The sequence below is a fragment of the Mucilaginibacter sp. P4_D1 genome, assembly GCF_056401935.1.
Window position 1 is genome coordinate 108700 of the sequence record NZ_JBFUIJ010000017.1, and the last position, 16993, is coordinate 125692.

Consider the following 16993-nt stretch of genomic DNA (forward strand, 5'->3'; position numbering starts at 1 on the left):
ATGGCAGCTACACTAAACCCCAAAGTATTCCCTTTTTCGAGCGAAATAACCTGCCCTGGTTGCCAGCACAATATTACGCTTTATGATCAGATGGGCTGCGAAGCTGTAGTTTGTTCTCAATGCCGGTCTTACCTGCTTTTTAATGAAGCAGGCAGGCCTTATGTTGAGGAGAAAATTCACGTTTTAAAATTTAAGCCTGTTATGCCTTTAGGCACTACAGGTACATTAAAAGGTGTGGAGTACAAACTGATTGCTTACATGGAAAAGAAGGAGGGGGCAACCAGGTACGAGTGGCGCGAATACATGCTATACAACTACGCCAAAGGCTATGCCTTTTTATCGGAGTATGATGGCCACTGGAGCCTGATAGCCGGCGCCAATTTTTACCCCGATTTGGCAAGTGTAAATTGCATTTATGGCAACGAGGCCGAATATGAAGGTAATACCTATCTTAAATATAACGCTTACAGCCCGGTTATAACGGCCATGATAGGTGAATTCGACTGGGATATATCCGCTGAAAAATTAAGGGCTAAAGAGTTCATAGATCCGCCTTATATGCTCACCAGCGAGGAAAACATCAAAAAGTATGTTACCGATTGGTACCTGGGCGAATACCTGGAAGAGGCGGAAATAGCGGCGGCTTTTAATATACCCGTTGAAAGCTTTCCCGAAAAAATTGGCATCGGTGCAAACCAGCCATCAAAACACAAAGCCATGTGGCTGGCTGCTTATAAAATAAGCGGCGTTGCGGCATTGGTGTTCCTGCTGGTGCAGCTGTCTGTTATCTGGCTTAGGCCCGAAAAGGTATTGCTATCTGATACTTATGCATTGGCCATGCCGCCCCCTGTGCAGGATACATCAAAGCATGTAAGAACCGCGCTTGATTCTTTAAGAAATATCGCCGCGCCTGCCCCGGTTGATTCCTTAAACGCCTTTGCCCCAGATGCTAATGGCAATTATGAGTTTAAGCCTTTTAAAACACCCACATTTACAATACCTGATGGGCCTGTACCTTTAGAGTTTGAGTTAAACTCGGAGGTTGATAACAACTGGTTATCGGCAACGGTTGAGTTGGTAAGCGAAAAGGACAACCAAACCTGGAGCATATCAAAAGATATTGAGTACTATCATGGTTATGAGGATGGCGAAAGCTGGTCGGAAGGGTCATATACACAAACCGTGCTTTTGTCAGAAATTCCTGCCGGTAAATACCATATCAACATTTACCCTTATGCCGGCACAAGGTATGTTTCATCGCTGTTTATTAAGGTTACCGAAAGTGTTACACTTTGGCGCAATGTATTGGTTACCTTGTTCCTGCTTTGCCTTTATCCTTTATACTGCTGGTACCGGATGCGCAAATTTGAAACAAACCGCTGGATGAACAGCGATTTTTCACCCTATCAAAAAGATGACGAATAATGAAAACGGGAATCATAAAATCAAATGCAATATACATAGCCATTGTGGCGGCCATTGTAGGCTATTATTCATACGCCGCTTTTGATGGCCTGGCCTTTTGGCAAAGTAACGATGTGCAGCGCAATGCCAGCTATAATGGCACCGTAGCGCACTCGGGTTACGGGGTTAGGTTTTATCATAAATAACAGTCATGAACAAAAAACTTCCCGTTCTTTTACTCGTATCGGTTTTTATTATTGCTACCTGCGGGCTTATTTATGAGTTGATAGCAGGCACGCTGGCCAGCTACCTGCTGGGCGATTCGGTTACCCAGTTTTCTACCATTATCGGCGTTTACCTGTTCTCGATGGGGCTGGGCTCCTGGGTATCAAAATACTTTGATAAAAACCTGCTGGCCTGGTTTATCCGTATCGAAATACTGGTTGGCCTGGTGGGTGGTACAAGCTCATCTATCCTGTTCCTGGTGTTTGAAAGCGTAAGCTCGTTCCGTATTATTTTATACGGGCTGATATCGTTTACCGGGATCCTTGTTGGTTTAGAGATCCCTTTGCTGATGCGCATCTTGCAGGACCGGTTTGAGTTTAAAGACCTGGTATCAAAAGTATTTACGTTTGATTATATCGGCGCTTTAATAGCCTCGCTGGTATTCCCGCTGTTGCTTATCCCGTACCTTGGTTTGGTGCGCACGGCCTACATGTTTGGTATGCTGAATGTACTGGTGGCTTTAATAACCTGTATCAATTTCAGGCACGAAATTAAGGGGGCCAGGTATTTGCAAAGCGCGTCCATCATCAGTATGCTGGCCTTGCTGGTTGGTTTTGTGTATGCCAATACCATTACCAGTTTCTCGGAAAGTTTAACGTATAGCGATACCATCATTTTTTCGAAAAGTACACCGTACCAGCGTATCATCATCACCAAAAAAGGCCGCGACCTGCGCTTGTTTTTAAACGGAAACCTGCAATTTAGTTCGGTTGATGAGTACCGCTATCACGAGGCGCTTATCCACCCGGTATTACAGGCCCTGCCCGATGCCAAAAATATTTTGGTGATGGGCGGCGGCGACGGACTGGCCGTACGCGAAATTTTAAAGTATCCGCAGATTGAAACCGTTACCCTGGTTGATTTGGATAAGGAAATGACCAAACTGTTCCGCACCAATGATATGTTGCTCAAACTGAACCGCCGGTCGTTATTATCGCCTAAAGTAACCGTAATGAATGCCGACGCCTTTTCATGGGCCAGGGCGCAGCACAAAACCTACGATGCCATTATTATTGATTTTCCCGATCCGTCCAATTACTCGGTTGGTAAACTATATACCAATACTTTTTATGCCATTGTAAAGCATTTGCTTAATCCCGATGGCATTATGGTAATACAATCCACATCGCCCTATGTAGCGCCAAAATCATATTGGACGGTGGAGAAAACCCTGCAATCAGTTGGGCTGCATACTGTGCCTTACCATAACTATGTGCCCTCGTTTGGCGAGTGGGGCTATATTATGGCCATGACCAAGCCTGCATACAAAGTGCCCGATCATTATTTGCCGGGCCTGCGTTTTATATCGAAAGCCTGTTTGGAGCAGATGTTATATTTTCCGGCGGATATGGCCAGGGTACCGGCGCAGGTTAACAAACTGAACAACCAGATACTGGTAAAATATTTTGAGGATGAATGGTCGACCGTTTTATAGCCGCAGCAGCGGGATGAAGCCGACCAGTCGCCGCGGGTTTATTTTACAGGCGGGTTTGGTTACCGGGGCCATATTACTTAATGGCTGCATCCGCAGGCTAAGCGGTGGCAAACCGGAGTACGCCCATATAAAAGGCAAATTGGCCGGCCCCAATGCCAAAGCCGGCCATGCCCTGCGTGATAAACTACCTATGCCGGCACCCACCACACAGCAAACGGTTAAAACATTGATTATCGGTAGCGGTATTTCGGGCCTATCAGCCGCAAGGTGGCTGTTAAAGCAGGGCGAAACAGATTTTAAGTTACTGGAGCTGGAAGATCATGTTGGCGGTAATGCTTACTTCGGAACGAATGAAGTATCGACCTATCCCTTGGGGGCGCACTATATCCCCATTGTAAATAACAACGATAAGCTGCTGGTTGATTTTTTGCAGGAACATAACGTAATTACCCATTTTGACGAAAAAGGGTTGCCCTTTTACAACGAGTTTTACCTGTGCTTTGACCCTGAAGAACGGCTACTGATAAACGGCCACTGGCAGGAGGGGATAGTACCCGATTTTGGTGTGACTGATAATGACCGCAAACAGATCATCCGCTTTTTTGCCCTGGTTACCCAGCTGAAAAACGCAAAAGGCAACGATGGTAAGTATGCCTTTGATATCCCTTTGGACAATAGTTCGGCCGATGACGCCTACCGGAAGCTGGACAGGATATCGTTTAACGAATATTTGAAAGATAACGGCTTCAATTCGCCTTACCTGCTCTGGTATTTAAACTATTGCTGTAAGGACGATTATGGCACACCGGCCCAAAACGTAAGCGCCTGGGCGGGGCTGCACTATTTTTCGGCCCGCAAAGGCACAGCATCCAACGCCGATCCAAACGCGGTAATTACCTGGCCCGAGGGTAACGGCTGGCTTATGAAACGCCTGCGCGAAACCGTAAAAGACCATATAAAAACAGGGCGCCTGGCTTATGATGTTCAGATAATGGCAGGCGGCAAGGTTGCGGTAAAGGTGCTCGACCTCAAAAAAAATACATCCGCAGTTATTTATGCAGATAAGGTGATCATGGCATCGCCGCAGTATGTTAACCAAAAGCTGTTAAAAAATACTGCCAGGCCAGGGTTTGATGTGAGTAAACTGCATTATTCGCCATGGCTTATTGCCAATATTACGGTTAATAAATTACCCTCGGCAGCCAAGGGAATGGTGCTATGCTGGGATAATGTGGCCTACAACACGGCATCGGTAGGGTATGTAAACGCCAACCAGCAGGATATTAAACTGGTAGAACAGCAAAAGGTGCTTACCTATTATTTGCCCCTTTGCGATAAAGAACCCCGCATTGCGCGGCTTGCAGCCTACACCCGTACCTACGAGCAATGGATGGATATTGTAGTACCCGAAATGGAACAAATTCACCCCGGCATAACAGAATATATTGAACAGGTGGAGTTTTGGCTGTGGGGCCACGGCATGATCAGCCCATCGGTCAATTATATCTGGGGCGATAACAGGCAGCAGGCGCGGTCGCCCATTAACAACCAGGTGTTTTTCGCGCATACCGATCTGAGCGGGGTATCTATTTTTGAGGAAGCATTTCACCAGGGCATCAGGGCAGCACAACAGGTTTTAGCACATGAGCATACTACAGCATAATAACCAGGAACAGCCCTGGATAAAAAGCCGCCTTGTGGATGGCATTTTTATCCTGTCGCCCCCGTTTATTGCCTTGCTTATTGTGGCGCTGTTCCCGGCGCAGTTTAAAAACTCGGGCCTGATGCCGGTGCAATATTGGGTGGTACTTATTGTGATGATAGATGTAGCCCATGTGTACAGCACGCTTTACCGTACTTATTTTAACCCGGTATCTTTTAAGCAGCAGCGGCATTTACTATTGGCCATCCCCCTGTTTTGCTACATAGGCGGGGTGATGCTGTACGTTGGAGGCGGCATTTATTTTTGGCGGGCACTGGCCTACCTGGCGGTGTTCCATTTCATCAGGCAGCAGTACGGTTTTATGCGCATCTACTCGCGCCAGGAAAAACAAGGTTGGGTGTGCAGGTATATTGATAACGCGGCCATTTACATCGCGACCATTTACCCCTTATTGTACTGGCATTTTACCGGCTACAAAAAAAACTTCAACTGGTTTGTCGATGGCGATTTTGTGCTGTTCCATTTTGACTATATACTGGTGGTTTGCAAGGTGATTTACCTGCTTACCCTCTTGTTGTATTTTGTTAAAGAAATTTGGGTTTTTAATATCACCAAACAGTTTAATATTGCTAAAAATGTATTGGTTTTTGGCACTTTTTTGTCGTGGTATTTCGGCATCATTTACTATAACGGCGATATGGCTTTTACCACCCTCAACGTAGTTTCGCACGGCATTCCCTACATGGCCCTGGTATGGATTTACGAGCAAAAGAAATTTACCGGCGAGACTAAGCCCAAAACAACTTTCCTTAAAATTACCTTCAGCCGTTATGGTGTACTGTCTTTTGTGGGCCTGCTCATCCTGTTTGCCTATTTTGAAGAAGGCCTGTGGGATGGCCTGGTGTGGAAAGAACATGCTTCGGTTTTTAAACCCTTTGCCACCCTGCCCACCATCAACAGCGATTTGTTGCTGGCGCTCATCGTGCCCCTGCTGGCCTTACCCCAATCTACCCACTATGTCCTGGATGGTTTTATCTGGAAGATGAAGAAGGCCGGATTGACAAAATCCTGATTGATTAAATAGCAATCAAGAGCCGGACTACTGATCCCGGGAAATCGCGTTTAAAAGTTGATCCTGAATAAAGGTAGCTCCTAAGGAGCAAAAAAGTTGGGCTATTTGTCTTTCTACAAACAGGTAGCCTCTACGAGGCAGCTTAAAAGTGTATTATTTTGTAAAGGCCAACCGTTTGTAGCTGAAAAAGTTAAAAAGCGATTCACCTGGGCTATTGATCTACAGTTTTTTTTGCAAATGATTTTATGTAGATTTATTTCTGCTGGATATAAATTATTAACCGGCAATAAAGCCTGCGGTAATAACAGGGCCAACCTATACTTGAAAAAACCATTTACCTGGTATATGAAATATTATCTATTCCTGCTTTGTTTATTCATTACTAACGCGGTTTCGGCACAGCAGGCCTACGGCCCGCAGCCAGATAGTCCGGCTATCACAAAGGCTCAGAAGCTCGATTTTGTGCATATGATGCAAAAGCGCGGTCACGATGAAACTATCAGGAGTATCGAAAAATACAATAACGGCAAAATTGACATTCACCAGCGGCAGGCGATGGAGTTTTTACAGGCGCTGAACCGGCAAGCCAAAATAGTATTGAAAGAAGGCATTGACACCACGGGAATTAAAGCCCTGCTCGATCAAACAACAGCGTCAATAGCTGTGGTGAGCGATGGCGTTTTTGTTAACAGGGGCACGTCCCAAACGCAAAGAAACCTGTCGGTATCGGCCGCTGTACTTGTTGAGCTTTCAAAAAAAGTAGAAGACAAAAAAGTAAGATTAGATAATTATACCAATCAAATAGCGGGCTTTAGGTTCAAGATAGACTCTTTGTATAGCGATTCGCTTCTGTATGTATTCCCAAATGATTCTGTTGCGGTACGCAAGTACATTGCCAAAATAATAGTCGTTGTTAAGGAAACCGCCCCAATTGATACCAACCTTAATAGGGCGCTGGTAAGTTTGCAGGCCCTGCAACTAAAGGTCGATCTGTTGGTGTATCGGCTGCGGTCGCTAAAAGAGGATGTGGATATCTACAGCAATAATTTATCGGCAAGGGCATTTATAAAGGAGTTTCCCTTTTTATGGGAAGCACCGGGCTACAGCCGGCCTGTTAAGGATGTAATTGCGTTTTCATGGGCAAAGGGAAGCATGGTTTTACGTTATTATATAAAAGATCATGTAGGTAAAATTCTTATCCTGCTGGCATTAACAATAGCCGCGTTTTACTTTATCAGGGCGTTAAAACAGCAGCTGGCTTATGAAAACAAACTGAGCGCCGATTTCTCCGGGCAACTGGTACTAAAGTATCCCTGGTTATCGGCCATGCTATTAACTCTGTGTATTTTTCAATTTATACTGGCCGATCCACCTTTTATAATCAGCTTTTTTATCTGGCTGATAGCGGCTATCTGCCTGGCCTTTATTTTTCATAAATACATCGTTGCTTACTGGTTTAGGTTTTGGGTGGTAATGGTTATTTTTTTTATCCTATCGGGCTTTGGTAATATGTTGCTACAAATTACCCGGGTTGAAAGGGTGGTTACCCTATGCCTGTCTGTAGGCGGTATCATTTATATCGGCTTAAAATTATGGGCATCATCACGCCGAAAAGAATTGAAAGAACGCGGGATATTGTATTTTATCCTTTTTGTGTTTATATGCCAGGTAATTGCGGTAGTACTCAATTGCCTGGGGCGTTTTAACCTTGCAAAAACCTTCTTTGTAAGCGGTTACTCGGGCGTAATCATAGCTATTATGTTTTTATGGGTTATCAGGTTAATTAATGAGGGTTTAACACTGGCCTTAGGTATTTATAAACAACCAAACCGCAAGCTGTTTTTTGTAAACTTTGAACGGGTGGGTGGCGAAGCGCCTGTATTTTTTTATGTAATGCTGGTATTAGGCTGGTTTTTTTTGGTGGGCAAAAATTTTTATGGCTTTAAGCAAATTTATGATGCTTTTGTGGCCTCGCTAACACAACAGCGTATGGTAGGTAGCTATAGCTTTTCTATAATGGGCCTGTTTGTATTTTTAGCTATTTTGATATTATCGCTGGTGTTATCAAAACTGGTTTCATTTTTCACGTCCGATTCGGCAACCAGCAATGCAAAGGACGACAAAAAGAAAAAGGTAAACCTGGCAAGTTACATGTTGCTTATCCGTATTTTTATTATCTGCACCGGGCTTTTCTTCGCTTTTGCGGCTGCCGGTATAGCCTTAGATAAAATCACCGTTATTTTTGGTGCCCTAAGCGTGGGTATTGGCCTGGGATTGCAGGGCCTGGCCAACAACCTGGTGAGCGGCCTTATTTTATCGTTTGAGCGGCCTGTAAATGTGGGCGATATGATAGAGGTGAATGATAAGATAGTCACCATGAAATCCATAGGTTTCAGGAGCAGCATAGTTACCAGCTACGATGGATCGCACATTGTGATCCCTAACGGCGAGCTGCTTAACCAACACCTGGTGAACTGGACGATGGGTGCACACCTGAAACGCAACTCATTTATAGTAGGTGTAGCCTACGGCAGCGACTTAAGGCAGGTAAAGAACCTGATCATGAAGATACTTGACGACGATAAAAGGATTTTAAGAGATCCGGCTTTCGACGTGGTTATAAAAGATTTTAACAACAGCAGTATCGATGTCGAGATCATTTTCTGGCCAAATCACATGTCGATGCTCCGACCCATTAAGAGTGATATTATTTTGCAGATTGACGAAGTGTTCAGGGCCAATGGCATCGTGATCCCTTACCCGCAGCAGGATGTATTTATTAAGGCTTTGCCGGATGTGAAAAAGGGTGATAGAAAAGACGAAGGTAAAACCGGGGCAGCAGATAAAAAAAGCTAAAGCTTCCAGTAAGCCGGTTGTTTTTTTCTCGCGCAAAGAAGCTAAGAAAAATAAGCAAATCTCTTGGCGCTGCGTTTTTGCTTCTTACCGTCTTTGCGTGAAATAAGCTACCCTTTTTACTCTCCTTTCTTATTTGAGAAGTTTAAAAACGATTCCTGATAAGATGCCTTAATTGAGGCGGTTTAGCACTGTAAATTAATAATTATCCTTTCACCCTTTTCAACGCCATAATATAGCCAGCATGCAAACCCTCATGAAAAGGCAAAAATGCCACCGCCGTATCTATCGAATCAATCTCGACGCCGTAGCGTGTGGCCCAGGTAGGGTAGTTGGCAAAAATGCCGTTATCCAGGTCGGTTTCCAGCTGTTCTATGGTAGATATAAATAACTGTTTGATGGTTGCGATATCTTCTTCGCCTACAAAATCAGTGGGTTTGGTATCGGGGCGGTAGGGGGTATAAAATTTATCGGCGGTAACAATTGGCAACCCGGCGCGGGTATAACAAATACCCTGTTGTGCCGATATCATGTGCGCTACGTTCCAGATAATGTTGTTGTTAAATCCCTGTGGTACCAGGTTCAGTTGCCCGGGACTAAGGTCTTTAATGGCATTAAGTACCATAAGGCGGGGCTTCAGTACAATTTCTATCGGTTTACGCATGTGAGCTGTTTTTAGGTAATTTATAACGCGGCTAAAGTATGAAGATTTGGTGTATTATTTTATCAAATTACTTAATGGTGATGGTGTAGTTTTAGGTGTTTAGGCTTTTATTATACCTTTGCGCCTTATGTTACGTTAGCTAAATACCGCTTGGTTTACAACATCAAAAGATATGATTAAAAAGATTTACTTATTCGCCATCTTCACTATAGTTACTACAACAGCTGCCCTGGCCCAGGAACAAACCATTGATATTCATTTTAATGCGCTTGGCTTTTTGGATAATAGGGAATACAAGGCTTTTATCCCGCGCTCGCGTACCTATAGCGGCATGCGTACCGAGCTTGATTTAGGCTGGAACATTGATAGCTTAAACCATTTTGTTTTTGGGGCCAACGGCATTCACGAGTTTGGCGCCAAACCCTACTTTTTAAAAGTGAACCCGGTAGCCTACTATAATTTTACCGGTAAAAGCTGGCTGTTTTATGCCGGTGCTTTCCCCCGCGAAGGTTTGCTTGACGATTATCCCCGTGCAATTTTGAACGATACACTGCGCTACTATCGCCCTAATATTGAGGGCTTGCTGGCACGGGTGCATAACGAACATTTTACCGAAACCGGCTGGATTGACTGGGTAAGCCGCCAAACCCAAACCGACAGGGAACAGTTTTTATTTGGATTTTCGGGTAAGTACAAGCCATCGGTTAAAGGGCCGTTTTATGTATCTCATTACTTTATGCTGATGCATGATGCCGGTGCCGAAATTGCCGTTCCTAATGATAATATCAGGGATAACGGTGCCGGGCAAATAAGATTAGGTTTAGACTTTAGTCATAAAACCTTTTTAGATTCGTTATCAGTTGAAGCCGGCGGTATGATGTCATTAGAGCGGGTGCGAGGTATAGACGGATTTCATAAGCCGGCGGGATTTGTGGCCAATGTTTATTTGAGCTACCACAAGTTTGCCTTATTTGATGAATTTTACAAAGGCCAGGGACATGAAATTACCTATGGCGATTCGTGGTTTGAGAAGAAAACGTATAACCGGATGGATATCATCTGGACACCATTTTTATATAACCGGGTAAAAGGTCAGTTTATTTTAAGCTTCCACCAAACGCCGGGTTTCAGGATGAGTAACCAGGAGGCCTTCAGGATCACTGTTGACTTAGGCCGTAAAACATTGATCAGGATAAAAGATTAGTGAGTGGTTGATTGGGTTGATTAGGTAAGTGGTTGAATTTTTTTTATTATAAAATATATACATCTATGCAGTTGAAGAAAAAGTTATTAGTTTTTGCCGCTTTATTGTTAATTATACCTGCCCGTTTGTTTGCGCAGGATAACCAGTTTTCGGGTTGGGCAGCAGTGTTCCATTCGCAAAAACTATCCGAACATTGGGGTTACTCGTTCGACGGCCAACTACGCTCACATGACGAGCTGAGTTACCTGAAGCATATTTTGCTGCGCCCATCGGCCAATTATTACTTTGCCAAGAACAAGGTTGGCGCTTTGGGTTATGCATACATAGCCACCTATGGCCGCACCACTGCCGGCGACCAGACCTTTCGCCCCGAAAGCCGTATCTGGCAGCAATATACTTATACCCATAAACTGAGCAAAAATGTAAACCTGGCGCACCGTTTCCGTTTGGAGCAGCGCTTTTTGGGTAACACTGCCGCTACCAAGAATGACCATTATTTTGCCCAACGCTTTAGATATTTTGCCCGGGCCATTGTGCCTTTGAAAAAGGATTCGGCTGTTTTCGCGCAAGGACCATTTGTAGCCTTACAAAACGAGGTGTTTGTAAACATCCAAAACAAAAACAAAGTAAACAAGCACTTTTTCGACCAAAACCGCGCCTATGTAGCCGTTGGATACCGTATCAATAAAATGATTGATGTGGAAACCGGCTACCTTAACCAATACATTAAACAAGCCGAAGCCTACACGATTAACCACGTAGCGCAGCTGGCTTTTTATACGAGGTTTTAAAGCCTCACCCCGGCCTCTCCAAAGGAGAGGGAGGAAAAAACAATATTGAAAATAGAAAAAGCGATGAGTTCAATTCATCGCTTTTCCTTTTAGTTCTCCATGCAAATCAAAAAGCCCTCTCCTTTGGAGAGGGTTGGGTGAGGCCCTTACATCCTGCTCACATCGCCGCTTCCTATCTTAGAGCTGCTCACACTTTTTACACTGCCGGTATAGTATACATCGCCCGAGCCTACTACGGATGCTTCCAGTTTTTGGCTTACGTTCACCCTGGCATCGCCTGATCCTGCAACACGTACCGATGCGGTATTGGTTGTTAAATCCCTTGCGGTATAATCGCCTGAACCGGCTACGCTGATGTTTGAATTATCGGCCGTGCCGCTTAGTTTGATATCGCCCGATCCTGCCAGGTTCACATCCAGGCTTTTAACCCAAAGCTTGCCGCTTACATCGCCAGATCCGGTTAGTTTCAGTTTAAAAGAGCCTGCACGCAAACCTTCCCTGAATGATACATCGCCCGAACCTGAAAGTGATACACCGTTTACTTCTTTAATCGTAACGTAGATCATGATCTTTTTGTGGCCGCCATCAAACCAGTGCCAGTCGTTATCGCTTTTGGTGTAAATTTTAAGGGTGTTACCTTCCACTTCGGTAATAATGCGGCTGATAACATCAGATGGAGCCTGTACCTTAACAGATTCTGTTGATCCCTGGGTAATAACCACATCAAACGAGCCGGCAACGCTTACCGATGTAAAGCCGGATAAGTGGCGGTCTTCTGTGTTTTGGGTAACCTCGTCGGTTGGGGTATTTGTTTTTGCAATTGTATAGCCTGCAGTACCTGTTATCAAAGCAGCAATCAGTAATATTTTGCTTAATGTTTTCATCTTAATTATCTCTTATGTAGCTATATGACGCAAGTTATTTGGCGAGGTTGCATGGAGAGGGAAAATAAAATTGAGGTGAGTGGTTGATTGGGTTGATTAGGTGAATGGTTAGAACTAACGCCCAACCTACCTTCATTCAACTTAATCAACCCAATCTAACCTAATCAACCACTCACTAACATCTACTCCACCAACACCCCAATATAATAATTAAATGTGTCAACTTCAATGTTATCCTTAGTGGCGCCTTCTAACTCAAAAGGTTTGAATTGTTTGGTTGGGGTAATAAATTTGTAATCGCCGCCTTTTACGCGCACTTTAACGGGCATGGCAAAGTCTTTGGCATCTGTGCTGGTCCAGCGGGCATAGGCTTTGCCTTCACGGAACATGACCTCGAGGATGGGGATGGTTTTGTAGTGCAGGTACTGATCAAATACCGGTGCCAGGTTCATGCCCGCCTCTTTGCTGATGTAATCAACCACCTGGTTGTAAGTAACAGTTTGGTGGTAAAAAGTTTTATTGAGGCCACGCAGGATATTGCGCCATTTTTCATCGTCATTAATAATAGTGCGGATCATGTTGAGCATGTTGCCGCCTTTGTAGTACATATCGCCCGAGCCTTCTTTGTTTACACCGTAAGCGCCAACAATGGGCCTGTCATTCGCGATAGCCATGCGGGTGCCGTGTACATATTCCTGGCCGGCTTGCTTGCCGTAAAAGGTTTCCACAAATAACGACTCAGAGTAGTTGGTGAAACTTTCGTGGATCCACATATCGGCCAGGTCTTTAGATGTAATGTTGTTACCAAACCATTCGTGACCGCTTTCATGTATTACGATGAAATCCCATTTTAGTCCCCAGCCCGTACCCGAAAGATCGCGGCCCAGGTAGCCGTTTTTATAGTGATTGCCGTAAGCTGTGCCGCTTTGGTGCTCCATACCCAGGTGATGGCTTTCTACCAGTTTATAGCCGTCCTCGTAAAAAGGGTAGGGGCCAAACCAATGTTCAAATGCTTTGAGCATGCGTGGTGCATCAAGCCCCCATTGTGCTTTGGCTTTATCAAGGTTATAGCTTAGCGGCCAAAAATCCATGGTTAATTTACCTTTTTCGCCGTTGTAAATGCCTTCATAATGGGTATAATCGCCAATGTTGGCTTCAATATCATAGTTGTTGATGGGGTTGGCCACAAACCAATCGAAACGCGTATAGCCGTCTTTCAGGTCGGTAACTTTGCGTAAGCGGCCGTTTGATACATCTTTTAAACCCTTGGGTACGCTGATGCTGATGAGTGCGCTATCAACCTCATCCTCCTGCTGATCTTTAGTTGGCCACCATACGCTGGCCCCCATGCCCTGGCAGGCGGTTGATACCCAGGCATGGCCTAACGAGTCGGTGTTATACTCCACACCGCCATCCCATGGGGCGCGTTTGGCAATGGTTGGGTTACCGGAGTAATAAACCGTAAACTCGTCCTTACTGCCCTTGCTGATGTTTTTGGGGAAGGTTAAAAATACGGCGTTAAACTCGCGGGTATATTTTAACTCCTGCCCTTTGTAAAACACTTTTTCAATCTTCAGGTTATTCCAAAGGTCAAATTGCAGCTTATCAAAATCACTTACCGCGGTAAACTTAAACAGCACATTACCACTGATGAACTTTTTATCGACATCAAACTTCACATCCAGGTGATAATAATTGATATCGTAGCAAGTACGCAGCGGCGTAGTTAACGATCCGCGTAAAGTATCGGCCCTGGTAAACTTTTCTTTAACTGTGCCCAATTGTGCCTTTGCCGGCAAAAAGCTTGCACCAGCCATCAAAAGGCCGAGTGCGTATTTAATCATGTTCTTATTTTGCATATATATCTGTCAACTTATAATCTTAAAAATTTTCAACCCAATCAACTCAATCCAACCCAATCAACCACTCACTAATCAACCACTCACTAATCAACTAACACCCCTATATAAAAATTCAACTTATCCACTTCAATATTATCCTTATTTACCCCGTCGATGTCAACCGGTGTAAACCGTGTAGTTGGGGTAATAAACTTATACTCGCCACCTTTTGCGCGGACTAACACCGGCATGGAAAAATCTTTTACGCTGGCTATCCACCTGGCGCTGAATTTACCCCTTACGGTTGCAAACTCCAGGATGGGCAGATCTTTATAGCGCAGGTATTGGTCAAATACCGGTAACAGTTTTTTGCCCGATTGTTCTGTAATGTAATTTACAACCTGGTTGTAGGTAACGGTTTGGTGGTAAAAAGTTTTGTTGAGACCGCGCAGGATAGTGCGCCATTTTTCATCGTCGTTAACGATGGTGCGCACCATGTTAAGCACTACCGCACCTTTGGGGTACATATCGCCCGAGCCCTCCTTGTTTACGTTATACGGGCCTACCACCGGGCTGTCGTTGTTAATGCCTTCTCTTAGGCCAAAGTTGTAATCCTGCCCGGCTTTTTTGCCCCAGTTATCTTCGATGAACAACGATTCGGAATAGCAGGTAAAGCTTTCATGGATCCACATATCGCCCAGGTCTTTCCCTGTGATGTTGTTGCCGAACCATTCGTGGCCGCTTTCGTGGATAATGATGTAATCCCATTTAAGTCCCCAGCCCGTGCCCGACATATCGTAGCCCAGGTAACCATTTAAAAAATGGTTGCCATAGGCTGTTGCGCTCTGGTGCTCCATGCCCAGGTGCGGCGTTTCTACCAGTTTGTAGCCGTCCTCATAAAAAGGGTAGGGGCCAAACCAGTGCTCAAAAGCTTTAAGCATAGGCCTTGCATTGGCGCCGAAATGCTTTTTTGCTTTCTCTAAACTGGTGGGCAGTACCCAGTAATCCATGGTAAGTTTGCCTTTTTCGCCCATGTAGGTATCGCCAAAATGTACGTAATCGCCAATGTTGGCAACTACATCATAGTTGTTTATCGGGTTGGCCACAAACCAATCGAATTTGGTGTAACCATCCTTTAACGGCGTAACCTTGCGCAGGCGACCGTTGGATACATCCTTTAAACCCTTAGGTACGCTGATGCTGATGAGCATGCTATCAACCTCATCGCTCAGGTGATCTTTATTGGGCCACCAGATGCTGGCACCCACACCCTCGCAGGCGGTAACCACCCATGGCTTTTTAAGTGAATCCTGTTTGTAAACAACGCCGCCATCCCATGGCGCGTTTATAGCAATGGTTGGTTTGCCCGAGTAATAAACGGTGAACTGGTCTTTACTGCCTTTGATAACGGTTTTTGGAAAAGTTACAAACACGGCATTGGCATCGCGTTTAAAGGGCAGTGTTTTGCCTTTGTAAACTACTTTATCTACACTAAGATTAGCAAACAAATCAAACTGCAGCAATGTAAAATCCTGCGTGGAGGTAAACTTAAACAGGTTGCTGCCGCTGATAGTTTTATGGTCGATATCAAATTTAACATCCAGGTGGTAGTAATTGATATCGTAGCATGTTCGCGGTGCGGTTAAATTACCGCGCAGGCTATCGGCATGGGTAAAAGCTTCTTTTTCCTGCAGAAGCTGGGCATGGGCCGGCAATGAAAATATCCCTGCTGTTAACAGGAGCAGGGCGGTGCGGTATAGTTGTTTTATATTCATGTGTTGTTGTAATGTTCGGCCATAATTTATGCTTTTCAGGCATTTAGCGCCCGAAAACATCGGGTTTTTTTAGTTCCCTCCCTTGGGAGCTACTGTGTGTACACATCTTTTGGAAACGTACCAATAATAAAAAAAAATGTCATTTCGAACGAACTGGGGAGGGCTTTGAGTGTTGGCGTGAGGAGAAATCTTCTGCGACATGCTTGCAAATTTGCATGGTTGAATGCATGTCGTATAAGATTTCTCCTCGTACCTCGTTCGAAATGACATTTTCTTTTGTTTTAAAGATGTGTACACACAGTAGCCCTTGGTAGGGGTGTGGCTGGCACAATCCCTCACTTTTATTAATCTTCAATTTTTCAAACTCATATATTATTGCCAAACCTGCATTGAATTCTTCTTCCACAAATCCACTGCATACCGTATGAACGCTTCCGGGCCGGCTTTAAAAGCTTCATCATAGGTAAATTTACCACCCTCAAAATCCTTGTCAGATACCTTTACTTTTTTTGTACCCCGCACGGCATATTTTTTAAGCCCTTCGTGCATAATGATCTTCATATCGGGCGGACTAACATCGCCGGTACAGGCCGTAGTATACATCAGCCATACTTCGGCCTTTCCGTCGTTATTTAAATCAGTAACTGCAAAAGTGTTGGGTACGTAGTTGGCCTCCAGGTCAACTGAGCAATCTTTTATAAAATCATAGGTTTGCCAGCTTAGTTTAAGTTTATTATTGGTACCTATGGTATAGCAATAAGCATATAAAGCGGCATCCCGAAAATCGGTATCGCCGGGGTCTTTACTTTTTGTTGGCGTAATTCCTGTTTCGGTGGTTATTATTAAGTGTTGGCCATCATTGTCGGTATATTTAACGGCGTTGATGATATGGCCGGTGTATTTAATAGTGGCGGGAATATCTTTCTTATCCAGCTTCGTTACTTTGATTTGGGCAAAGGAAACTTGTGCTGCTATCAGCAATAACGACAAGGCAAATAACTTCATCTTACAATGAATAAAAATTTAATAATGATGGTGCAGTCAGTCAAAATAACAGCCTAATTTAGCAACATAATTGTTAACAAATAATTTAATACAACACTGTTACACGAAGCAGCTAAT

Annotated in this window: 13 protein-coding genes; 8 read left to right on the forward strand and 5 right to left on the reverse strand. The window is 44.4% G+C overall.

The window, feature by feature from the left end; translation table 11 throughout:
• The 6 genes from AC1DV1_RS16545 to AC1DV1_RS16570 all read left to right on the forward strand — a co-directional run bounded on the left by AC1DV1_RS16545 (position 1) and on the right by AC1DV1_RS16570 (position 8715).
• Positions 1 to 1425 (forward strand): DUF4178 domain-containing protein, encoded by a 1425-nt coding sequence (locus AC1DV1_RS16545; protein ID WP_477361120.1) that lies wholly within the window; start codon positions 1 to 3, stop codon positions 1423 to 1425.
• On the forward strand, positions 1425 to 1610 hold the full coding sequence (locus tag AC1DV1_RS16550; RefSeq protein WP_147053179.1) for a hypothetical protein: 186 nt from the start codon (positions 1425 to 1427) through the stop codon (positions 1608 to 1610). The genes AC1DV1_RS16545 and AC1DV1_RS16550 overlap by 1 nt, the downstream gene beginning before the upstream one ends.
• A gap of 5 nt (positions 1611 to 1615) precedes the next feature.
• The gene (locus tag AC1DV1_RS16555; protein WP_477361122.1) at positions 1616 to 3124 is read left to right on the forward strand and encodes a polyamine aminopropyltransferase; all 1509 of its coding nucleotides are present in this window, start codon (positions 1616 to 1618) and stop codon (positions 3122 to 3124) included.
• Positions 3102 to 4787: an FAD-dependent oxidoreductase gene (locus AC1DV1_RS16560; RefSeq protein ID WP_477361125.1), complete on the forward strand. Its 1686-nt coding sequence runs from the start codon at positions 3102 to 3104 to the stop codon at positions 4785 to 4787. The genes AC1DV1_RS16555 and AC1DV1_RS16560 overlap by 23 nt, the downstream gene beginning before the upstream one ends.
• Entirely contained in the window at positions 4768 to 5859 is a 1092-nt protein-coding gene (locus tag AC1DV1_RS16565) for a hypothetical protein (RefSeq protein WP_477361127.1), read from the forward strand. Before AC1DV1_RS16560 ends, AC1DV1_RS16565 begins: the two co-directional genes overlap by 20 nt.
• A gap of 345 nt (positions 5860 to 6204) precedes the next feature.
• Positions 6205 to 8715, forward strand: a complete 2511-nt coding sequence (locus AC1DV1_RS16570) for a mechanosensitive ion channel family protein (RefSeq protein WP_477361129.1) — start codon at positions 6205 to 6207, stop codon at positions 8713 to 8715.
• A 202-nt stretch (positions 8716 to 8917) separates the two neighbouring features.
• Here the strand turns inward: AC1DV1_RS16570 and AC1DV1_RS16575 are convergent, their stop codons facing one another.
• Positions 8918 to 9376 carry a DinB family protein gene (locus AC1DV1_RS16575; protein ID WP_477361131.1) on the reverse strand — a complete coding sequence of 153 codons (459 nt, stop codon included), beginning with the start codon at positions 9374 to 9376 and terminating at the stop codon, positions 8918 to 8920.
• Positions 9377 to 9548: 172 nt separating this feature from the next.
• Between AC1DV1_RS16575 and AC1DV1_RS16580 the strand changes: the two genes are divergently transcribed.
• Both AC1DV1_RS16580 and AC1DV1_RS16585 read left to right on the forward strand, forming a co-directional pair.
• A complete protein-coding gene (locus AC1DV1_RS16580) occupies positions 9549 to 10580 on the forward strand; it encodes a hypothetical protein (RefSeq protein WP_477361133.1) in 1032 nt (343 codons plus the stop codon).
• Between the two features lie 65 nt (positions 10581 to 10645).
• Entirely contained in the window at positions 10646 to 11371 is a 726-nt protein-coding gene (locus AC1DV1_RS16585) for a DUF2490 domain-containing protein (protein ID WP_477361135.1), read from the forward strand.
• A gap of 146 nt (positions 11372 to 11517) precedes the next feature.
• Here the strand turns inward: AC1DV1_RS16585 and AC1DV1_RS16590 are convergent, their stop codons facing one another.
• The 4 genes from AC1DV1_RS16590 to AC1DV1_RS16605 all read right to left on the reverse strand — a co-directional run bounded on the left by AC1DV1_RS16590 (position 11518) and on the right by AC1DV1_RS16605 (position 16876).
• Positions 11518 to 12255 (reverse strand): head GIN domain-containing protein, encoded by a 738-nt coding sequence (locus tag AC1DV1_RS16590; RefSeq protein ID WP_274211613.1) that lies wholly within the window; start codon positions 12253 to 12255, stop codon positions 11518 to 11520.
• Positions 12256 to 12437: 182 nt separating this feature from the next.
• On the reverse strand, positions 12438 to 14099 hold the full coding sequence (locus AC1DV1_RS16595; RefSeq protein WP_477361137.1) for a M1 family metallopeptidase: 1662 nt from the start codon (positions 14097 to 14099) through the stop codon (positions 12438 to 12440).
• Between the two features lie 101 nt (positions 14100 to 14200).
• Positions 14201 to 15871 (reverse strand): M1 family metallopeptidase, encoded by a 1671-nt coding sequence (locus tag AC1DV1_RS16600; RefSeq protein WP_477361139.1) that lies wholly within the window; start codon positions 15869 to 15871, stop codon positions 14201 to 14203.
• Positions 15872 to 16243: 372 nt separating this feature from the next.
• Positions 16244 to 16876, reverse strand: a complete 633-nt coding sequence (locus AC1DV1_RS16605) for a M949_RS01915 family surface polysaccharide biosynthesis protein (RefSeq protein ID WP_477361141.1) — start codon at positions 16874 to 16876, stop codon at positions 16244 to 16246.
• Between the last annotated feature and the right edge of the window lie 117 nt (positions 16877 to 16993).

Coding starts and splice junctions, on each gene's coding strand:
- AC1DV1_RS16545 (WP_477361120.1), top strand. CDS start 1: ATGGCAGCTACACTAAACCCCAAAGTATTCCCTTTTTCGAGCGAAATA.
- AC1DV1_RS16550 (WP_147053179.1), top strand. CDS start 1,425: ATGAAAACGGGAATCATAAAATCAAATGCAATATACATAGCCATTGTG.
- AC1DV1_RS16555 (WP_477361122.1), top strand. CDS start 1,616: ATGAACAAAAAACTTCCCGTTCTTTTACTCGTATCGGTTTTTATTATT.
- AC1DV1_RS16560 (WP_477361125.1), top strand. CDS start 3,102: ATGAATGGTCGACCGTTTTATAGCCGCAGCAGCGGGATGAAGCCGACC.
- AC1DV1_RS16565 (WP_477361127.1), top strand. CDS start 4,768: ATGAGCATACTACAGCATAATAACCAGGAACAGCCCTGGATAAAAAGC.
- AC1DV1_RS16570 (WP_477361129.1), top strand. CDS start 6,205: ATGAAATATTATCTATTCCTGCTTTGTTTATTCATTACTAACGCGGTT.
- AC1DV1_RS16575 (WP_477361131.1), bottom strand. CDS start 9,376: ATGCGTAAACCGATAGAAATTGTACTGAAGCCCCGCCTTATGGTACTT.
- AC1DV1_RS16580 (WP_477361133.1), top strand. CDS start 9,549: ATGATTAAAAAGATTTACTTATTCGCCATCTTCACTATAGTTACTACA.
- AC1DV1_RS16585 (WP_477361135.1), top strand. CDS start 10,646: ATGCAGTTGAAGAAAAAGTTATTAGTTTTTGCCGCTTTATTGTTAATT.
- AC1DV1_RS16590 (WP_274211613.1), bottom strand. CDS start 12,255: ATGAAAACATTAAGCAAAATATTACTGATTGCTGCTTTGATAACAGGT.
- AC1DV1_RS16595 (WP_477361137.1), bottom strand. CDS start 14,099: ATGATTAAATACGCACTCGGCCTTTTGATGGCTGGTGCAAGCTTTTTG.
- AC1DV1_RS16600 (WP_477361139.1), bottom strand. CDS start 15,871: ATGAATATAAAACAACTATACCGCACCGCCCTGCTCCTGTTAACAGCA.
- AC1DV1_RS16605 (WP_477361141.1), bottom strand. CDS start 16,876: ATGAAGTTATTTGCCTTGTCGTTATTGCTGATAGCAGCACAAGTTTCC.